The sequence below is a fragment of the Phreatobacter oligotrophus genome, assembly GCF_003046185.1.
In the GTDB taxonomy this organism is placed as follows: Bacteria; Pseudomonadota; Alphaproteobacteria; order Rhizobiales; family Phreatobacteraceae; genus Phreatobacter; species Phreatobacter oligotrophus.
In genome coordinates this window covers 1-15,734 of sequence record NZ_PZZL01000019.1, presented here as the reverse complement: position 1 = coordinate 15,734, position 15,734 = coordinate 1, and the positions used below count along the sequence as shown (strand labels likewise).

The following is a 15,734-nucleotide window of genomic DNA, read 5'->3' as shown; positions in this document are numbered from 1 at the left end:
TTAAGACTGCTACACTGCAAACGAAACTGCTGAAGGCTGCGCAAGAGCAGGGGCCTAATGGCAGTCACCGGGCTGGAGCGCAAGGGCCTTGCCACGCTGCAAACGCTCTGGTGAGCCGTTTGGATGTCTTGCGATCAGTTTCCACTGCGCTTTTGTTGGCTCGGCCGCGTCTCGGCCGGCGGAACGGTCCTGAGGTCGTGCCAGGCATCGCCGCGCACATCCCAGTCCGACCGCGCCGGCGCCACCGGCTGCCCGGCCGGGACGAGGCTGGCGATGCCGAGCCGCGCCGGCTCGAGGCGGCCGGTGGCCGCGAGGATGGTGAAGGTCGCGACGATGCGGTCGCCGTGGGCCTGGATCAGACGGCCGCGGGCGATGACGAGGTCCTGCTGGGCGTTGAGCAGCTCGACGAGGGTGCGTACACCCGCGTCCACCTGCTTCTGCATGCCCTCGACGCTGACCTGCGCCGCCTGCGACTCGGCGGTGGCGGCGCGAATGGTCGCGCCGGCGTTCAGATAGGCCGTGTAACCGGCGAAGGCCGCCGAGCGGGCCTGCAGGCGGGCGGAATCGAGCTGCAGGCGGGCGGCGCCAAGCAGTTCCTGCGCCTGCCGCACCTGCGCCTCCTGACCGCCGCCGCTATAGAGCGGAACGGTAACGCGGCCGACCATCTGGGCGCTGTCGACGCGGCGGGTGTCGGTGGCCGTGTCGTAGTCGCGCGACACCTGCCCCTGGACGGCGAGTTGCGGCAGCATCTGCCCCTGGGCGATGCGCACGGCCGCATCGGCGGCGCGCACCTGTTCCATGGCGGCGAGGACGGCAGGATTGCCCGTCCCCGCGACGTCGCGAGCGGCCTCGCGGCTCTGCGGCAGCAGCGCCTGCAGCGGCCGGACCGGACGCAGCTGCGCCCCGGCAGGCGCGCCGACGAGGCGGGCGAAGCGATCGCGGGCGATCTGGAGATCGGCCTCCACCGCGCTGAGATCGGCCTGGCCGCGGCTCAGCCGCGCCTCGGCCTGCGACACGTCAGTGGGGGTCGCAACGCCCGAGGCGAGGCGCGTGCGCGCATTGGCGAGGGTCGTGGAGAGGAAGCCGATATTGCGCCGCTGGACATCGACCAGGGCGTGGCCGGTCAGCACCGCGACGTAGCTGGTCGCGACGTCGAGCAGGATGGACTGCTCGATGGCACGCAGCTGCTGCTTCTGCCCCTCGGTCAGGCGCTGGGCCTGGACCACGGAGTTCTGGGTGCGCCAGCCGTCGAAGAGGGTCTGGGTGGCGGTGAGCGCCACGCCGCGCTGGCCGAGGGTCGCGCTGTCGACCGTGTTCGGCGGGCCGCGCATGATCGAGCGCGTCGCCAGCACGCCGGCATAGGCCGTGGCGCTGACCTGTGGCAGGCCGGCGGAGCGGGCCTGGGCGATGGTCTCGTTGGTGGCGCGCACCTGCCCGCGCTGCGCCTGGATGTCGGGATTGCTGGCGAAGGCGCGGGCGAGCGCCGCCTCGAGCGAGGTGACGCCGACGGGCTGCGCGGCCACGCGGCTGCGCTGGGCGGGGCGCGGTGCGCCCTCGGCCCATGCGGGTGCGACAAGGCTGGCGGCAAGGGCCGCGGCCAGCAGCACGCGCAGCGACACACCCGACAAGGCGCGTCGACGGTGGAGCGGGAGGCCGGTCATGGACGCACTCGCGACATGTCCCCACCAACGCAAGTCCCGCCGGCGAAGTCAAACGGCGTCGCGCCGCCCGGTTCGTCCATCCCCAGGCTCATGTGACCACCTCGCTCTCGTCGCGGGTGCGGCGCGACACCAGCGCGATCAGGGCCGGCAGGATGATGAGGATGAGGAAGGGCGCGACGAGGATGCCGCCGACCACGACGAAGGCCAGCGGGCGCTGCACCTGGCTGCCGATGCCGGTGTTGAGAGCCGCCGGGAGGAGGCCGACGCAAGCCGCGACGCAGGTGATGAGCACAGGCCTCATGCGCACCCGACCGCATTCGATCGCCGCCTCGACACGGTCGCGGCCGGCGCCCACGAGGCTGTTGAAGTAGGAGATGACGATGATGCCCTCCATCACCGACACGCCGACCAGCGCGATGAAGCCGATGGCGGCGGAGACGCCGAAGGGGGTCCCGGTCAGCACCAGCGAGAAGATGCCACCGACCATGGCGAGCGGCACGACCGAGAGCGCCAGCAGCGTGTCGACGATGGAGTTGAAGTTGGCGAAGAGCAGGAAGGCGATCAGCAGCAGGGTGATCGGCACCACCACCTGCAGGCGCGCAATGGCGTTCTGCAGGTTCTCGAACTCGCCAGCCCATTCCATGCGCATGCCCGCAGGCAGCTGGACCTGCTCGGCCATCTTGGTCTGCGCCTCCTGGATGGCGGAGCCGAGATCGCGGTCGCGCACCGAGAAGCGGATGGGGATGTAGCGCTGCTGCTGCTCGCGATAGATGGCGGCGGCACCGGAGACGAGGTTGACGGAGGCCACCTCGCTGAGCGGGATCTGCGTGACCGTCCCCGACCCATCGACCGCGCCGATGCGCAGGTTGAGGATGGCCTCGGGGCTCTGGCGGAACTCTGGCGCGAGGCGGACGATGATGGGGAAGCGACGGTCGCTGCCGGGCTCGAAAAAGTCACCGGGCGTGTCGCCGCCGATCGCGGTGCGGATGGCCGTGTTGATGTCGCCGGGGCTGAGACCGTAGCGCCCCGCCGCGAGCCGGTCGATGCGGATGGTCAGCGTCGGCTGGCCGAGCACGGTGAAGACGGCGAGGTCGTCAATGCCCCGCACGCTGGCGAGCACCCGGCGGACCTTCTCGGCCTGTTCGGTGGCCACCTCGAGATTGTTGCCGAAGAGCTTGATGGCGTTCTCGCCCTTCACGCCCGAGGCCGCCTCGGAGACATTGTCCTCGAGATACTGCGAGAAGTTGAAATCAACGCCCGGGAACGTGCGCGTCAGCTCGGCGAGCATCTGCTCGATCAGCTTGCTCTTGTCGACGCCCTTGCGCCATTGCTCGGGCGGCTTGAGCGGCGTGAAGAACTCGACATTGTTGAAGCTGGCCACCTCGGTGCCGTCATCGGTGCGGCCCTGCTGGGAGACGACGCTCTGCACCTCCGGATAGCTGGCGATCACACGCCGGATGCGGTTGGCGTACTGGTTACCCTCCTCCAGCGAGATGGTCGGGTTCAGCGTGGCGCGGATCCAGAGGTTGCCCTCTTCCAGCTTCGGCAGGAATTCGAGGCCGAGGGTCCGGCCGGCGAGCAGCGACACGGCCAGCAGCAGGACTGCGCAGACCATTGTGATGCCGCGATGGGCGACCGCGCGGGCGAGCATCGGCTCGTAGACGGCGCGGATGCCGCGGACGATGAAGGTCTCCTTCTCCGACAGGTGGCCGCGCAGCAGGAAGACGGCGAGCGCCGGGGTGACGAAGAAGGCGCAGATCAGGCCGCCGGACAGGGCATAGGCATAGGTCTTCGCCATGGGCGAGAAGATGTGCCCCTCGACGCCCTGCATGGTGAAGAGCGGCAGGAAGCTCGTCACGATGATGAGGCAGGAGAAGATGATCGCCGTGCCGACCTGGTTGGAGGCGGTCAGGATCGTGTGGATGCGGCCGCGCAGATCGGTTGATGCATCCTCCTTGATCCCATGCGTCTCCTTCTCGTGACTTCGTTCGGAGAGCATGCGGAAGATGTTCTCGGTCATAATGACCGCCGCATCGACGATCAGGCCGAAATCGACCGCGCCGACGGAGAGCAGGTTGGCGGATTCGCCGCGGACCACCATGAGCGTCACCGCGAAGGCCAGCGCGAAGGGGATGGTCAGCGCGACGATGACCGCCGAGCGGAAATTGCCGAGGAACAGCCACTGCACGATGAAGATCAGCGCGATGCCGAAGGAGGCGCTGTGCAGCACCGTGTGGGTGGTGATGTCGATGAGTTCCTTGCGGTCGTAGATGCGCTCGATGCGCACGCCCGGCGGCAGGATGCCGCCATTGTTGATCCGCTGGACCTCCGCCAGCACGCGCTCGATGGTCGGGCGGCTCTGTTCGCCGCGGCGCATCAGCACGATGCCCTGGACGATGTCGTCGTCGTTGTTCTGGCCGGCAATGCCGAGGCGCGTCTTGTGGCCGATGGTGACGGTCGCGATGTCGCGCACGCGCACGGCCGTGCCGCCGACATTGGCGATGAAGGTGTCGGCGAGGTCCTCGAGCGACGAGATGAGGCCGACGCCGCGGATGACGCCGGACTGGGCGCCGAGCGAAACGGTGTTGCCGCCGACGTTCTGGTTGGAATTCTGCAGCGCCGACATGAGCTGCGGCATGGTCAGGCCATAGGCGAGCAGCTTGTTGAAATCGACGGTGACCTCGTAGGCCTTGCTCTTGCCGCCCCAGCCGATGGCGTCGACGACGCCGGGGATGGAGCGGAAGCGGCGCTGCAGCACCCAGTTCTGCAGCGTGTTCAGGTCGGTCACCGAATAGTCGGCCGGGCCGACGAGGCGATAGCGGAAGATCTCGCCGATGGGGCTGAGAGGCGAGATCTGCGGCTGCGCGCCGTTGGGCAGACCCGAGAGCAGCGACAGCTGGTTCAGCACGCGCTGGAGCGCCACCTCGTAGGTGACGTCATAGGTGAACTGCAGCTTCACGTCCGATAGGCCGAAGACGGAGGTGGTGCGGATCAGCTTGAGGTTCTGCAGGCCGGCGGTCACCGACTCGATGGGCACCGTGATGTAGCGCTCGATCTCCTCGGAGGAGAGCCCTGGCGCCTGGGTGATGACGTTCACCATCGGCGGCACGGGGTCGGGATAGGCCTCGATGTTGAGCCGCATGAAGGCGATGGAGCCGGCAAGGCACAGGACGCCGGCCAGCAGGACCATCAGGATCCGCTGCGTCAGGGCGAACTCGAAGATCTTGTTCATGTGCCCGGCCCGGTCAGCGGCGGAACGCGGCGGTCATCTGGTCGATGAAGAGCGCGCCCCGGACGACAACCTCCTCGCCGCCCTGCAGGCCCTGCACGATCTGCACCTGGTCCCCGTCGGTGATTCCGGGGGTGACGCGCCGCAGTTCCGCGGTCTTGTCGGGATGGGCGATCCAGACACGGGCAATGGGGCCCTCATAGATCAGCGCATTGCGCGGCACCGCGGGCGCCGTCACCGCCTGGCCCACCTGGATGGCAACGTTGGCGAACATCTGCTGCTTCAGGATGCCCTGCGGATTGTCCACCGTGGCGCGGACCAGAAGCCGCTTGGAGGTGGTGTCGATGCTGGCGCTGATGAAGTCGAGGCGGGCGGCGAAGGCCTGGTTGCGCAGGGCGATGACGCGGAACTCGACCTGTGCGCCGCGGCGGACGCGCGGCACGTCCTCCTCGCGCACGAAGATGTTGAGCCAGAGCGTGTCAAGATCGTCGATGACGAAGACCGGCTCGCCGCCACCGGACAGGAACTGGCCGGGGCTGACACGGCGCGAGACGACCGTACCGTCCGCCGGAGCCGGAATAGCGATCTCGGGATTGATGCGGCGGTCGGCGCGGAAGCGGGCGATCTCGGCGTCGGTCTTGCCGAAGAGGCGCAGGCGGTTCTCGAGGGCCTCGAGCCCGGTGACCGCGGCGCGGTGGTCGGCGCGGGCATTCTCAAGGTCGGCGCGCGCCTGGTCGACGTCGCGCTGGGGGGCGGCGCGTCCGGCGAAGAGATCGGTCTGGCGCTTCTCGTTGATCTCCGCGAGGCGGAGCTGAGCCACCGCCTTGTCGAGATTGGAGATGGCGGCGACGAACTCGTTCTGCGTCGACACCATGTCGTTGGCGAGCATGAAGAGCAGCGGCTGGCCGCGGCGCACCACGTCGCCGGCGATGACGGGCACGCGGGTGGTGCGGCCGGCATAGGGTGAGATGACCGGGACGGCGCTGTTCTCGTCGATGGCGAGGCGGCCTTCGGTGATGATCTGCTCGCGGAAGACGCGCGCCTCGACCTTCTGGGTGGCGAAGGTCGACCAGTCGGCTTCGGAAATGCGGAAGCGGCCGTTGACCTGGGTGACGCGATCGGAGCCCACGGCCGGCTGTTCTGCGGCCGGTTCGCTCTTTCCGAAGAGGCGTTTGAGGAAGGACAGGTCTACCGCCGCAGCGGGGCTAGCCGTCATGGCGGCAGCCACAACGAATCCCGCGGCGGCTCTTGAACACATTTGCCAAGCCATGTCACGGAAACTCCGGCTTTTTGCCCGTTGGAGATATCCCAAAGTTTCTCGGAGGCAGTGCAACATTCATCGACTAGAGCAGAATCCGATCAGGTTGCATCGTAGCCAGCAGCGCTGAAGTAGTTTGCGCATTCTGCGGGCGGGAAGAGATCGATGATGCGGCCGATGGCGTTCCACAGGCCGTTGATGGTGCGCTCGGCGGCTTTTCGGAGCAGCGCCTTGAGCTTTGCGAAGGCGTTCTCGATGGGATTGAAGTCGGGACTGTAAGGCGGGAGGTAGCGCAACTCAGCTCCTGCCGCCTCGATCATTTCGCGGACACGCGGCCCTTTATGGCTGGAGAGGTTGTCCATGACGACAATGTCGCCAGGCCGGAGTTCGGGGATGAGCACCTTGGCGACATAGGTCTCGAAGGCGTCCCGGTTGATTGGCCCGTCGAGTACCCATGGAGAGATGAAGCCGCGAAGGGTCAGTGCGCCAACGAAGGTCGTGGTCTTCCAGTGGCCATGCGGCACGCCCACCCGAAGCCGCTCGCCGCGCCGGCAGCGCCCATGGCGGCGCGCCATGTTGGTCGAGGCCCATGTCTCGTCGATGAAGACCAACCGGTCAGGATCGAGGTCGGGCTGATCCTCGAACCATTGCTCGCGCCGGATCAGGACGTCGGGGCGATCCTGTTCGGTGGCGTGCGCGGTCTTTTTTTACGCGTGATGGCGTGACGGGCGAAGAAACGCTGGATCGTGCCGAAGCCGAAAACGAGGCCCTGACCCGCGAGGCTTGCGCGAATCTCCTCGATGGTGGCGTCCCGGCCTGGTCCAAGCGCCGCCATGACAGCCTCATGATGGGCCTCGATCCGACCCGAGCGCCGGTCGCCGCCCAGCGCTTTGGGGCGTGGATCACCCTGATCACGCTGCCGCTTGCGCCAGCGGCTGACGCTGGCCGCGCTCACGCCGAAACGATCTGCAACTTCGCGATGCGTCGCGCTTGCCGCCAAAGCCCCCAAAACACGAACCCGAAGATCGACGGAAAGCGCTCTCGACATGTCCGCCGGCCTCCATCCGGCAGACAGTCTGAATCACTTCGAGCCTGATTTGGGAATCCCTCTCGATTCAATCAGATGGGGTTCCGCTCTAGCGGAACCAAGCAAGGGCATTCGTCAGCCAAGGTCGATCCGGACAACGCCGCCGCCTTCACGGCGCTGGCCGAAGCGCAAGAGAAGGTGCAGGCGAAGTTGCCAACGGATCGAACTGAGCTTCTGGCGTGGTGCCTTGCGGCTTCGCGCAAGACCTTGCTGGACGTTCTGGCAACTTGCGTGGCCGATCAGCTGGACGCGGTGCGCTTCGACAGCAAGCCCAACTCCACTGCCGACCGGATCGCGGAGGCCGTGTCGCTCGACATGGCGGCATGGTTCAGCCCAACCGAAACCTTCCTGAAACGCATCACCAAGAAGATGATGGCAAGCGCCGTCACCGAGGCGGGATGCGCTCCGGAGATTGCCTCTGCAATCCTCGGCGTCCCCAAGGCCGAGGCGGTTCAGACGGCGCAGGAAGCCTTGCAGGGCAAGGGCTGGCTGCCGCCTGCGCTGCGCATCGAGACCGCTACCATCGCTACAACAAGCGAAGCGGCAGCGGACGCCGACGGTGTCATTGGCGACAATGAACCCCTTGGCGACGAAGGCGAGGATGACGGGCAGGCGCTCGAAAGCGTCCATGGCCCTGACAATGATGAGGGCCAGACGGACAGCAATGAGGCGGTGATCGCCGCCGAGTGAGTGACCGTTCATGATCAACGGAAGGCCGGGAGGGAACCTGAGGGTTTCGCGCCCGGCCTTTTGTCGTGCGCTTCAGCCGCGCCCCCTCCTGCTTGACGACTTCGAATCGTCGTCCGGGATGGAACAGAGGTCATCGTCAAGCTTGAAAAACTGTCTCTGGCCTCTTCAGGATGCAATCGGCTTGGCTGGTGCCGAAGGGTCGGCGGTTTTCCCAAAGCTTCCGCCGATCTGCTGACGCTCGCTGCAAGAATGCCGCTCCCTCAGCCCTCCGCAGATTGCGGCGAGCCCATGTTATCGAAACGAATGAGAACAACAGCGCGCGCAATCACAAACTACAGGCCGCACCTAGCTTGGTGCCTTTCAAACAAATCACCTGCTGAATCGTGAACATCGAACATGAGTATCTGCTCTTTGCAGCACGGTGGGCGGCGCTAAGACTTCATGTGCCGACGCTAGTACAACGCCGCGCCCGGCATCCGCCATGAGTTTGATCGGAAAATACCGCGTTTAGAGCCCTCCTCCTGTCAAACGCTAAAGCCATTGCTTGACAGCGTCCGCGTTGCGTATCCGTCTAGTGTTATGTCGCGAGAGGCCCGCGCTAAGCCCTTCGCCGGGAGCATGTCGAGGCGTGCAAGACGCCAAATAATCTGAAGCGTGCCTTGCGTTTTCATGCTCAGGGTCCGACCCGGTCGGCAGCGGAAAAGCATCTCTTCTGATCTCAGCAGATGCCGAACTAATCCGGTGATCCGTTCTACACTGTCAGCATGGCTTTGGCCGAGACGCTTGATTTTGCAAGCTCTTCATGCAGATTGCAAACTAAGTTTGTGCCCGAGCGCTTCGATGTATCGCTGGGCGAGCCGCGAGCCGCCATGAGCAATGTTCAGACCATCTTGATCAAATCCAATGATGCGCAGGTTGCCGAAATCGCCTCGACAGCGCTCAACGAGGCTGAAGGCTATCGTCTGATGTTTTGTGACGATGATCGCGCCGCGATGCGCCGACTTGACGAGGTACACGTCAACCTCATGCTCTATGACTATCAAGCATCCGTGTCTGACGATGAAAGCGCCCTTATCCGATGCCGCCTTGCATATCCATCCTGCGCGCGTATCACACTGTTTGATGCTGCTGTAGAAGCGGAAGGCGTTGGAGCGACAGACCGCGCTGCGGCCTTTGTGTTTTTGAAGAAGCCCGTCAACGCCGCGCAGTTGCGATTGGCAACCAAACGCGCGCTGGAGCAGGTTGAGCTATCGCGGCGGCACAGAATTCTGACGCGCGAGCTCAAGCTGTCAGTCGACGACGATCTATTTACCGGACGTCTGACTAGCTCGGTACAAGGTGGATATTCGCAGTTCGAGCGGCTGGTCTTCGTTAGCGCGAAGATGGCTGATCTGGTTGAAGAAGCACGTATTGCTGCCAAAACCAATATGCCCGTGCTGATCCAAGGCGACACCGGCACTGGCAAGGAGCTGTTGGCGCGCGCCATCCACTTCAACTCCCAGCGCCGCAACTCGCCCATGCATGTTCAGAATTGCGGAGGGATTGCAGATGTCGTGCTACAATCCGAACTGTTCGGACATGTCCGCGGCGCGTTTCCTGGGGCGATTTCCGACAGGCTCGGATTATTCCGTGCGGCCGATGGCGGCACGATTTTCCTGGATGAAATTTCGGAGATCTCTGCACAATTCCAGGTCGCCCTTCTGAGATTTTTGCAGGAGGGTGAAGTGAAACCGCTTGGTTCCGACGAGATGCTCCACAGCAATGTCCGCATCATCGCCGCTTCAAACAAATCGATCGAGGGCATGGTCGAGCAAGGCCGCTTTCGGCGAGATCTCTTCTACAGGCTGCGTGGTTTTCAGTTGCAAGTACCAACTTTGGCCGAGCGACCGGAGGACATTCCATTGCTGACTCAGTTCTTTGTCGAGAAATATGCTGGGGTCGTGGGAAGGCGGGTTCTTGGCGTCACAACCGATGCCCTCCGACGTCTGGAAGCCTATCCCTTTCCCGGCAATGTGCGGGAACTTGAAAACGAAGTACAGCGTATGGTCGCGGTTGCCGAGCAGGGCGGCTATATCGCCTGGCGTCATCTTTCGGAGCGAATTTCCCGGATCCCGATCCGGGAAGAGGGCACTGGCGGTTTCGTGCCAGTCGGCAGCACCCTGAAAGATATGGTTGAAAGTCTCGAAAGAGCGATCGTAGCGCAGGCACTCGACCGCAGCCATTGGAACCAGAGCAAGGTGGCGCAGGACCTCGGACTCTCCCGCGTCGGGCTCGCGAACAAGATTAAGCGCTATGACCTTACTCGGAAGAAACGCTGATGCCTGATGATGACGAGGTAAGCACACCACAAAAATCCGTAGTGATCACCTTCCCGCGGGAGAAATCCGACCAGCTCAAGAGGCGGGGCGAGGCCCGCAATCTCGGGCTCACCGAAATTTCCAAAGCGATGGGCCCGCAGGCGCGCGGTGCCAAGGGTCGCTGGTGCGACACCTGCAAAGGCATCTGGTACAGCTTTGTCCATGAGACTCACTGTCCGGTTTGTGGCCAGCGCTCCAAACGCTAGAGTTTCCAGTAGCAAACTTTCTAATCAATTTTGCCTGAATATTTGATTTACAGTATGCATTTCAGGGTGGATTTTGCTGCAGTGCAGCTAAAATAAATGATGTTTCTGTAAATTTAGGCGATTGCAGAGGTTCCGTTTCTCTGTCAAAACTTGAGCCTGCTCAGCTCATCGGCTGAGCGTCGATTGTTGAATGGAATGCATAAGCGGCAGAATGGGGAGAATACCATGGCAAATCTTCTGTGGCTTCAGGGCGGTGCCTGCTCCGGGAACACGATGTCGTTCCTGAATGCGGAGGAGCCGAGCGCGTGCGATCTCGTGACCGATTTCGGGATCAACATTCTCTGGCAGCCCTCGCTCGGGCTCGAGTTGGGCGACAATGTCAAAACTATCCTGCAAAAATGCATTTCTGGTGAGATCAAGCTCGACATCTTCGTGTTCGAAGGCACTGTGGTCAATGCGCCCAACGGTACGGGCGAATGGAACCGCTTCTGCGGTCGCCCAATGAAAGAATGGGTCAAGGAGCTTTCGGCGGCCGCGCAATTCGTGGTCGCGATCGGTGATTGTGCAACCTATGGCGGTATTCCCGCCATGGCTCCCAATCCTTCCGAGAGTGTAGGCATGCAGTTCTTGAAGCGTGAGAAGGGAGGCTCGCTCGGGGGCGGCTTCGTTGCGAAATCAGGCTTGCCGGTGATCAATATTCCCGGCTGCCCGGCGCATCCGGACTGGGTCACGCAGATTCTCGTCGCTGTGGCGACCGGGCGCGCCGGCGATTTGACGTTGGATGAGTTTCAACGCCCGAAGACTTTTTTCTCGTCCTTCACGCAGACCGGTTGCACCCGCAACATGCATTTCGCCTATAAGGTTTCCACCACAGCCTTTGGTCAGCGCAAGGGTTGCCTGTTCTACGATCTTGGCTGCCGCGGGCCGATGACGCATAGCCCATGCAACCGCATCCTGTGGAACCGGCATTCCTCCAAGACGCGCGCGGGCATGCCCTGCCTTGGCTGCACGGAGCCGGAATTCCCCTTCTTCGATCTGGCGCCGGGTACGGTATTCAAAACCCAGACCGTGATGGGCGTTCCGAAAGACATGCCGACCGGCGTGGACAAGACCGGCTATATCAAGCTGACAGCCGCTGCCAAAGGCATGGCTCCAGCTTGGGCCGAAAAAGACATTTTCGTGGTCTGATCCGCGTACAGGGAGAGAAGTTATGTCTGCAGCAGTACAAACACTGGACATCTCGCCGGTTGGCCGGGTCGAAGGCGATCTTGACGTTCGGGTCGAAATCCAGAACGGGGTCGTCACCAACGCTTGGACCCATGCGGAATTGTTCCGCGGTTTCGAGGTCATCCTCAAGGACAAGGATCCGCAAGCGGGCCTGGTCGTCACCCCGCGCGCCTGCGGCATTTGTGGCGCATCGCATCTGACCTGCGCCGCCTGGGCGCTGGACACGGCCTGGGGCACCACCGTGCCCCGCAACGCGATCCTCGCGCGCAATCTCGGACAGATCGTGGAATCGCTGCAATCCTTGCCGCGGCATCATTACGGCCTGTTCATGATCGACTATACTAACGAGAACTACAAGCACAGCCAGTTCTACGAAGAAGCAGTGAAGCGCTATTCGCCGTTCACCGGCACCTCCTATGAGGCCGGCGTGACGATTTCCGGCCGTCCGGTCGAGATCTATGCACTGCTCGGCGGGCAATGGCCGCATTCCTCCTTCATGGTGCCGGGCGGCGTGATGTGCGCCCCGACCCTGACGGACGTGACCCGTGCCTGGTCGATCCTTGAGCATTTCCGCCAGAACTGGATCGAGCCGCTCTGGCTCGGCTGCTCGATGGAGCGCTATGAGCAGATCCAGACGCTCGATCAGTTCGAAGCCTGGATCGAGGAAAACCCGAAACATGCCAATTCCGATCTCGGGCTGTTCTGGCGCATGTCCAAGGAAATCGGCCTGCAGCATTACGGCAAGGGCCATGGCAAGTTCATCACATGGGGCTACCTGCCGCATGAAGATAAGTACCAGAAGCCGACGATTGATGGCCGCTCCTCGGCAGTAATCATGAAATCAGGCACCTATGACGGCGCGACCGACACATTCGGGCCGATGGAGCATGTCTTCACCCGCGAAGACATGTCCCGGGCTTGGTATGATGAAAGCAAGGTTGTGCATCCGTTCGACCGCACCACCAAGCCGATCTCGAAGAACACGGTCGATCCGGACGGCAAGTATTCCTGGGCAACCGCCGTGCGCCATTCCGAGCGCGGCTCACTCGAAGCCGGGCCGCTGGCCCGCCGCCTGATTGCGGGCAACACGACGGGGCAGGCCTTCCAGCATTCGGATGGTCTGGTGCTCGATATGTACCGCAAGATGGGCGGCGCGTCGATCATGCTCAGGCATTTCGCGCGCATGCACGAATTGTGCATCCTCTATCGTGAGGCGGAACGGATCCTGCGCGAGTTCAAGCTCAACGATGAATGGTATATCAAGCCGACCGAGCGTGATGGCCGCGGCTGGGGCGCAACCGAAGCCATTCGCGGCGCATTGTGCCATTGGATCGAGGTCGAAGGCGGCAAGATAAAGAATTACCAGATCATTGCGCCGACGACTTGGAATGTCGGCCCAAGATCGACGGATGGCCAGCGCGGCCCGATCGAGGAAGCCTTGATCGGCACGCCGATCAAGAATCAGCATGATCCGGTCGAAGTCGGCCATGTTTGCCGCTCTTATGACAGTTGCCTAGTTTGTACGGTTCATGCGCACGATGCTACAACCGGTGAAGAGCTGGCCCGGTTCCGGACGGCGTGAGCGCCACCAAGGCAGCCAAGGTTGATCACGGCCTTGGTTGTCCAAGAATACCATTCTGGAGGCGGTAACATGACGGGGATTGCAGAACCCGCATTGTCAGCATCGGACAAGCAGGCGTTCATCAATAGATACGGCGTCACGCCGGCCAATGCCAACCATGACCAACTTATCAAAATGATCGAGGACATGTTCGCGGCCGGGCTGGTCACCAAGGTCGAACCCTTCCCGGAAACGGACAAGGAATTTGCCAAGCTGCTGGACGAACTCAGGCCACTCAGTGCTGACCAATTGCGTGCCAAGCTGGTGATTTCGGGCTGGTTGTTGAAGCCCTATGGCGAAGACAAGATGCGCTGCCAGGAATGCATGTATTACCTCGTGCATCGGCGCTGGTGCGATCTGCCGGAGCTCAACCTGCCGGCGGAACCGGATTGGTGGTGCCGCCTTTGGCGAATCTAAGTGTGGCGGGGGAGCCCGGAGTGGAAGACCAGACTCTCCGTAAAGCCATCGCGGAAAAGCTGGCTTCGGGCCTCAAAACCGAGGTCTGGCCGCGTGCCACGACGAGCAAGGACGTGAATGAGATCGTACGCCGGCTTCAGGTGGAGGCCGGACATGATCTTAGTGAGAAATTGATCATTGCCGGGTTCACCGATCATGTCATCGAAGTGGATGGCATAGAACAATCTTGCGAAGCCTGCATGTACTATAAGGTCCATGCGCGTTTCTGCGACTTGCCGGAACTGATTCTGCCGGTTGAGCCAACCTGGTCCTGCAGGCTATGGCGGATTTGACACGGCCTGACATCGTGATCATCGGATGCGGCAATTCTAATCGCAACGATGACGGCGCTGGTCCAAAAGTCATCGCCTTGTTACGCCAGCGCGGGGTGCCGGGGGAGGTCCGGCTGTTCGATGCCGGGACCGATGGTATGGCCGTTATCTATCAGGCGCGTGGAGCCAGCCATCTCATCATCGTCGATGCATGTAAGCCATCCGGGGCGCCGGGTTCAATCTATGAAGTGCCCGGCGATGTGTTGGCTGCACCGCCCAAGCCTGGACAGGGCTTGCATGATTTCCGATGGGATCACGCGCTTTATTCCGGGCACCGGATCTATGGCGAAGCGTTTCCGAGCCAGGTTTCGGTGTTCCTGATCGAAGCGGCGTCGCTTGATCTTGGGTTTGAACTAACCCCGGAAGTCGATCACGCTGTGGGTCTCGTCGCGGGTCAGATCGAGGCTCGCGCAAGTGGATGGCTGTCGGCATGAGCGCAGTTATTTCAGTCCGCAATGGTTCGGTCTATCTTCCGGCGGAAGTGGTGCAGACATATTTTCCCGATATCGATGCGGTGATCGTGCTGATTCGCGACGATAGGCTCCTGGTCATGCCGGTGCACCAAGCGACGGCAGGCGGATGCCTTCTGAAACTGCGCAACGCAAAAGGTGACCGCGTGGCCAGCGCGCGGGACGTTTTTCTGGATCAGGACCGGCTGGATCTGATTGCAGAGGAACTGCCCGCACACTGGATTTCGGAACAAGGCGCGCTCTGCGCCGAGTTGCCAGACCAGATGCAAAGTTAATATGCAAGAATAAAAAGAAAGTGGACAAAAGATTGCTTCCGTGATTTCCCTTATGGAAAGAACGCTTGCGGAATGCAATGCATCTCGGGGGAGAGAATGGCCGTAGGGAGCCGAACCAAACAGCAGGTTGATGCCGCTTTGGCTGCCGTGGAGGATGCGGACGCATCGGATGCCGACAAGGCGCAAATGCTCATGGAAATCGCCATGGGCTTGCAGCAGAGTCCGCGTGACCCAGCCGATTTGCTAGCTGCCGTCGATCTTTACAAAACCGCGCTGACGCTGGTGCCTGCGGGCGAAGCGCTGGCAGCCGCGCGCATTCGGGCCCGTATGGCGACGGCTCTCATGGCTGTTCCTTCGGAGAACGCCGCCGAGATAAAAGAGGCTAAGGCGGAGATGACGGTGGCGCTTGCCACGCTGACCGCTGAAGGCTCGGATGCGGAAATTGCCGAAGCGGAGATGAATCTCGGGCTGATCTGCCAGACCCTAGCTGGCATCCGCATAATGCCGATCCAGCCGGCGATCAGCGCCTATCAGCGTGCTTTGCGGGTGTTTGACAAGAAGGCCTATCCCAAGGAATTCGCTATCCTGCAGAACAATCTGGCTACCGCCTTCCTCTCCATGCCATTCACTGATGAGGCGAGCAAAATGCGAGAGGCCTTGGCGGTGGCCGCCTTCGAGGAAGGCCTGTCGGTCGTGACACTGATCGACCAGCCGGTGGAATATGCCATGCTGCAGAACAATCTCGGTAATGCCCTGCAATATGTCTCCTCAGAGTCCGTCCCGGAACTCATGACGCTCGCGCGATGCGGCGGATAAGAACCATGGCGGCGGCTGCGTAGAGGAAGGCCGTCGCGGAGGCGATGGT

The 15,734-nt window shown here is 62.5% G+C and carries 14 protein-coding genes; 10 read left to right on the top strand and 4 right to left on the bottom strand.

All coding sequences use genetic code 11. The features are described from left to right. Window positions 1–134 precede the first annotated feature (134 nt). The 4 genes from C8P69_RS21545 to C8P69_RS21530 form a co-directional block, all read right to left on the bottom strand. Window positions 135–1,661, bottom strand: coding sequence for a TolC family outer membrane protein (locus C8P69_RS21545; RefSeq protein WP_108179521.1), 1,527 nt, complete (start codon window positions 1,659–1,661; stop codon window positions 135–137). Between the two features lie 88 nt (window positions 1,662–1,749). Further along, complete coding sequence (locus tag C8P69_RS21540; RefSeq protein WP_108179520.1) at window positions 1,750–4,893, bottom strand: efflux RND transporter permease subunit; 3,144 nt, start codon at window positions 4,891–4,893, stop codon at window positions 1,750–1,752. A 13-nt stretch (window positions 4,894–4,906) separates the two neighbouring features. Continuing rightward, the gene (locus C8P69_RS21535; RefSeq protein ID WP_170118346.1) at window positions 4,907–6,106 is read right to left on the bottom strand and encodes an efflux RND transporter periplasmic adaptor subunit; all 1,200 of its coding nucleotides are present in this window, start codon (window positions 6,104–6,106) and stop codon (window positions 4,907–4,909) included. A 143-nt stretch (window positions 6,107–6,249) separates the two neighbouring features. Beyond that, a protein-coding gene (locus tag C8P69_RS21530) for an IS630 family transposase (protein ID WP_108179518.1) occupies window positions 6,250–7,196 on the bottom strand; the annotation gives its coding sequence in 2 pieces (ribosomal slippage) (window positions 6,250–6,857 and window positions 6,857–7,196; 948 coding nt in all). Window positions 7,197–7,271: 75 nt separating this feature from the next. Between C8P69_RS21530 and C8P69_RS21525 the strand changes: the two genes are divergently transcribed. The 10 genes from C8P69_RS21525 to C8P69_RS21485 all read left to right on the top strand — a co-directional run bounded on the left by C8P69_RS21525 (window position 7,272) and on the right by C8P69_RS21485 (window position 15,685). After that, window positions 7,272–7,925: a hypothetical protein gene (locus C8P69_RS21525; RefSeq protein WP_146167414.1), complete on the top strand. Its 654-nt coding sequence runs from the start codon at window positions 7,272–7,274 to the stop codon at window positions 7,923–7,925. A 764-nt stretch (window positions 7,926–8,689) separates the two neighbouring features. After that, window positions 8,690–10,243 (top strand): sigma-54 dependent transcriptional regulator, encoded by a 1,554-nt coding sequence (locus C8P69_RS21520; protein WP_245902178.1) that lies wholly within the window; start codon window positions 8,690–8,692, stop codon window positions 10,241–10,243. Further along, complete coding sequence (locus C8P69_RS23635; protein ID WP_146167413.1) at window positions 10,243–10,488, top strand: hypothetical protein; 246 nt, start codon at window positions 10,243–10,245, stop codon at window positions 10,486–10,488. The genes C8P69_RS21520 and C8P69_RS23635 overlap by 1 nt, the downstream gene beginning before the upstream one ends. Window positions 10,489–10,713: 225 nt before the next feature. Further along, the gene (locus tag C8P69_RS21515; protein WP_108179515.1) at window positions 10,714–11,676 is read left to right on the top strand and encodes an NADH-quinone oxidoreductase subunit B family protein; all 963 of its coding nucleotides are present in this window, start codon (window positions 10,714–10,716) and stop codon (window positions 11,674–11,676) included. Window positions 11,677–11,698: 22 nt separating this feature from the next. After that, entirely contained in the window at window positions 11,699–13,297 is a 1,599-nt protein-coding gene (locus tag C8P69_RS21510) for a nickel-dependent hydrogenase large subunit (RefSeq protein WP_108179514.1), read from the top strand. Window positions 13,298–13,366: 69 nt separating this feature from the next. Continuing rightward, window positions 13,367–13,753 (top strand): hypothetical protein, encoded by a 387-nt coding sequence (locus tag C8P69_RS21505; protein WP_245902177.1) that lies wholly within the window; start codon window positions 13,367–13,369, stop codon window positions 13,751–13,753. 20 nt (window positions 13,754–13,773) lie between these two features. After that, complete coding sequence (locus tag C8P69_RS21500) at window positions 13,774–14,085, top strand: hypothetical protein (protein WP_108179513.1); 312 nt, start codon at window positions 13,774–13,776, stop codon at window positions 14,083–14,085. Continuing rightward, the gene (locus C8P69_RS21495; RefSeq protein ID WP_108179512.1) at window positions 14,073–14,558 is read left to right on the top strand and encodes a hydrogenase maturation protease; all 486 of its coding nucleotides are present in this window, start codon (window positions 14,073–14,075) and stop codon (window positions 14,556–14,558) included. The genes C8P69_RS21500 and C8P69_RS21495 overlap by 13 nt, the downstream gene beginning before the upstream one ends. Then, a complete protein-coding gene (locus C8P69_RS21490) occupies window positions 14,555–14,869 on the top strand; it encodes a hypothetical protein (protein WP_108179511.1) in 315 nt (104 codons plus the stop codon). Before C8P69_RS21495 ends, C8P69_RS21490 begins: the two co-directional genes overlap by 4 nt. A gap of 96 nt (window positions 14,870–14,965) precedes the next feature. Next, window positions 14,966–15,685 carry a hypothetical protein gene (locus C8P69_RS21485; RefSeq protein ID WP_146167412.1) on the top strand — a complete coding sequence of 240 codons (720 nt, stop codon included), beginning with the start codon at window positions 14,966–14,968 and terminating at the stop codon, window positions 15,683–15,685. Window positions 15,686–15,734: the final 49 nt, after the last annotated feature.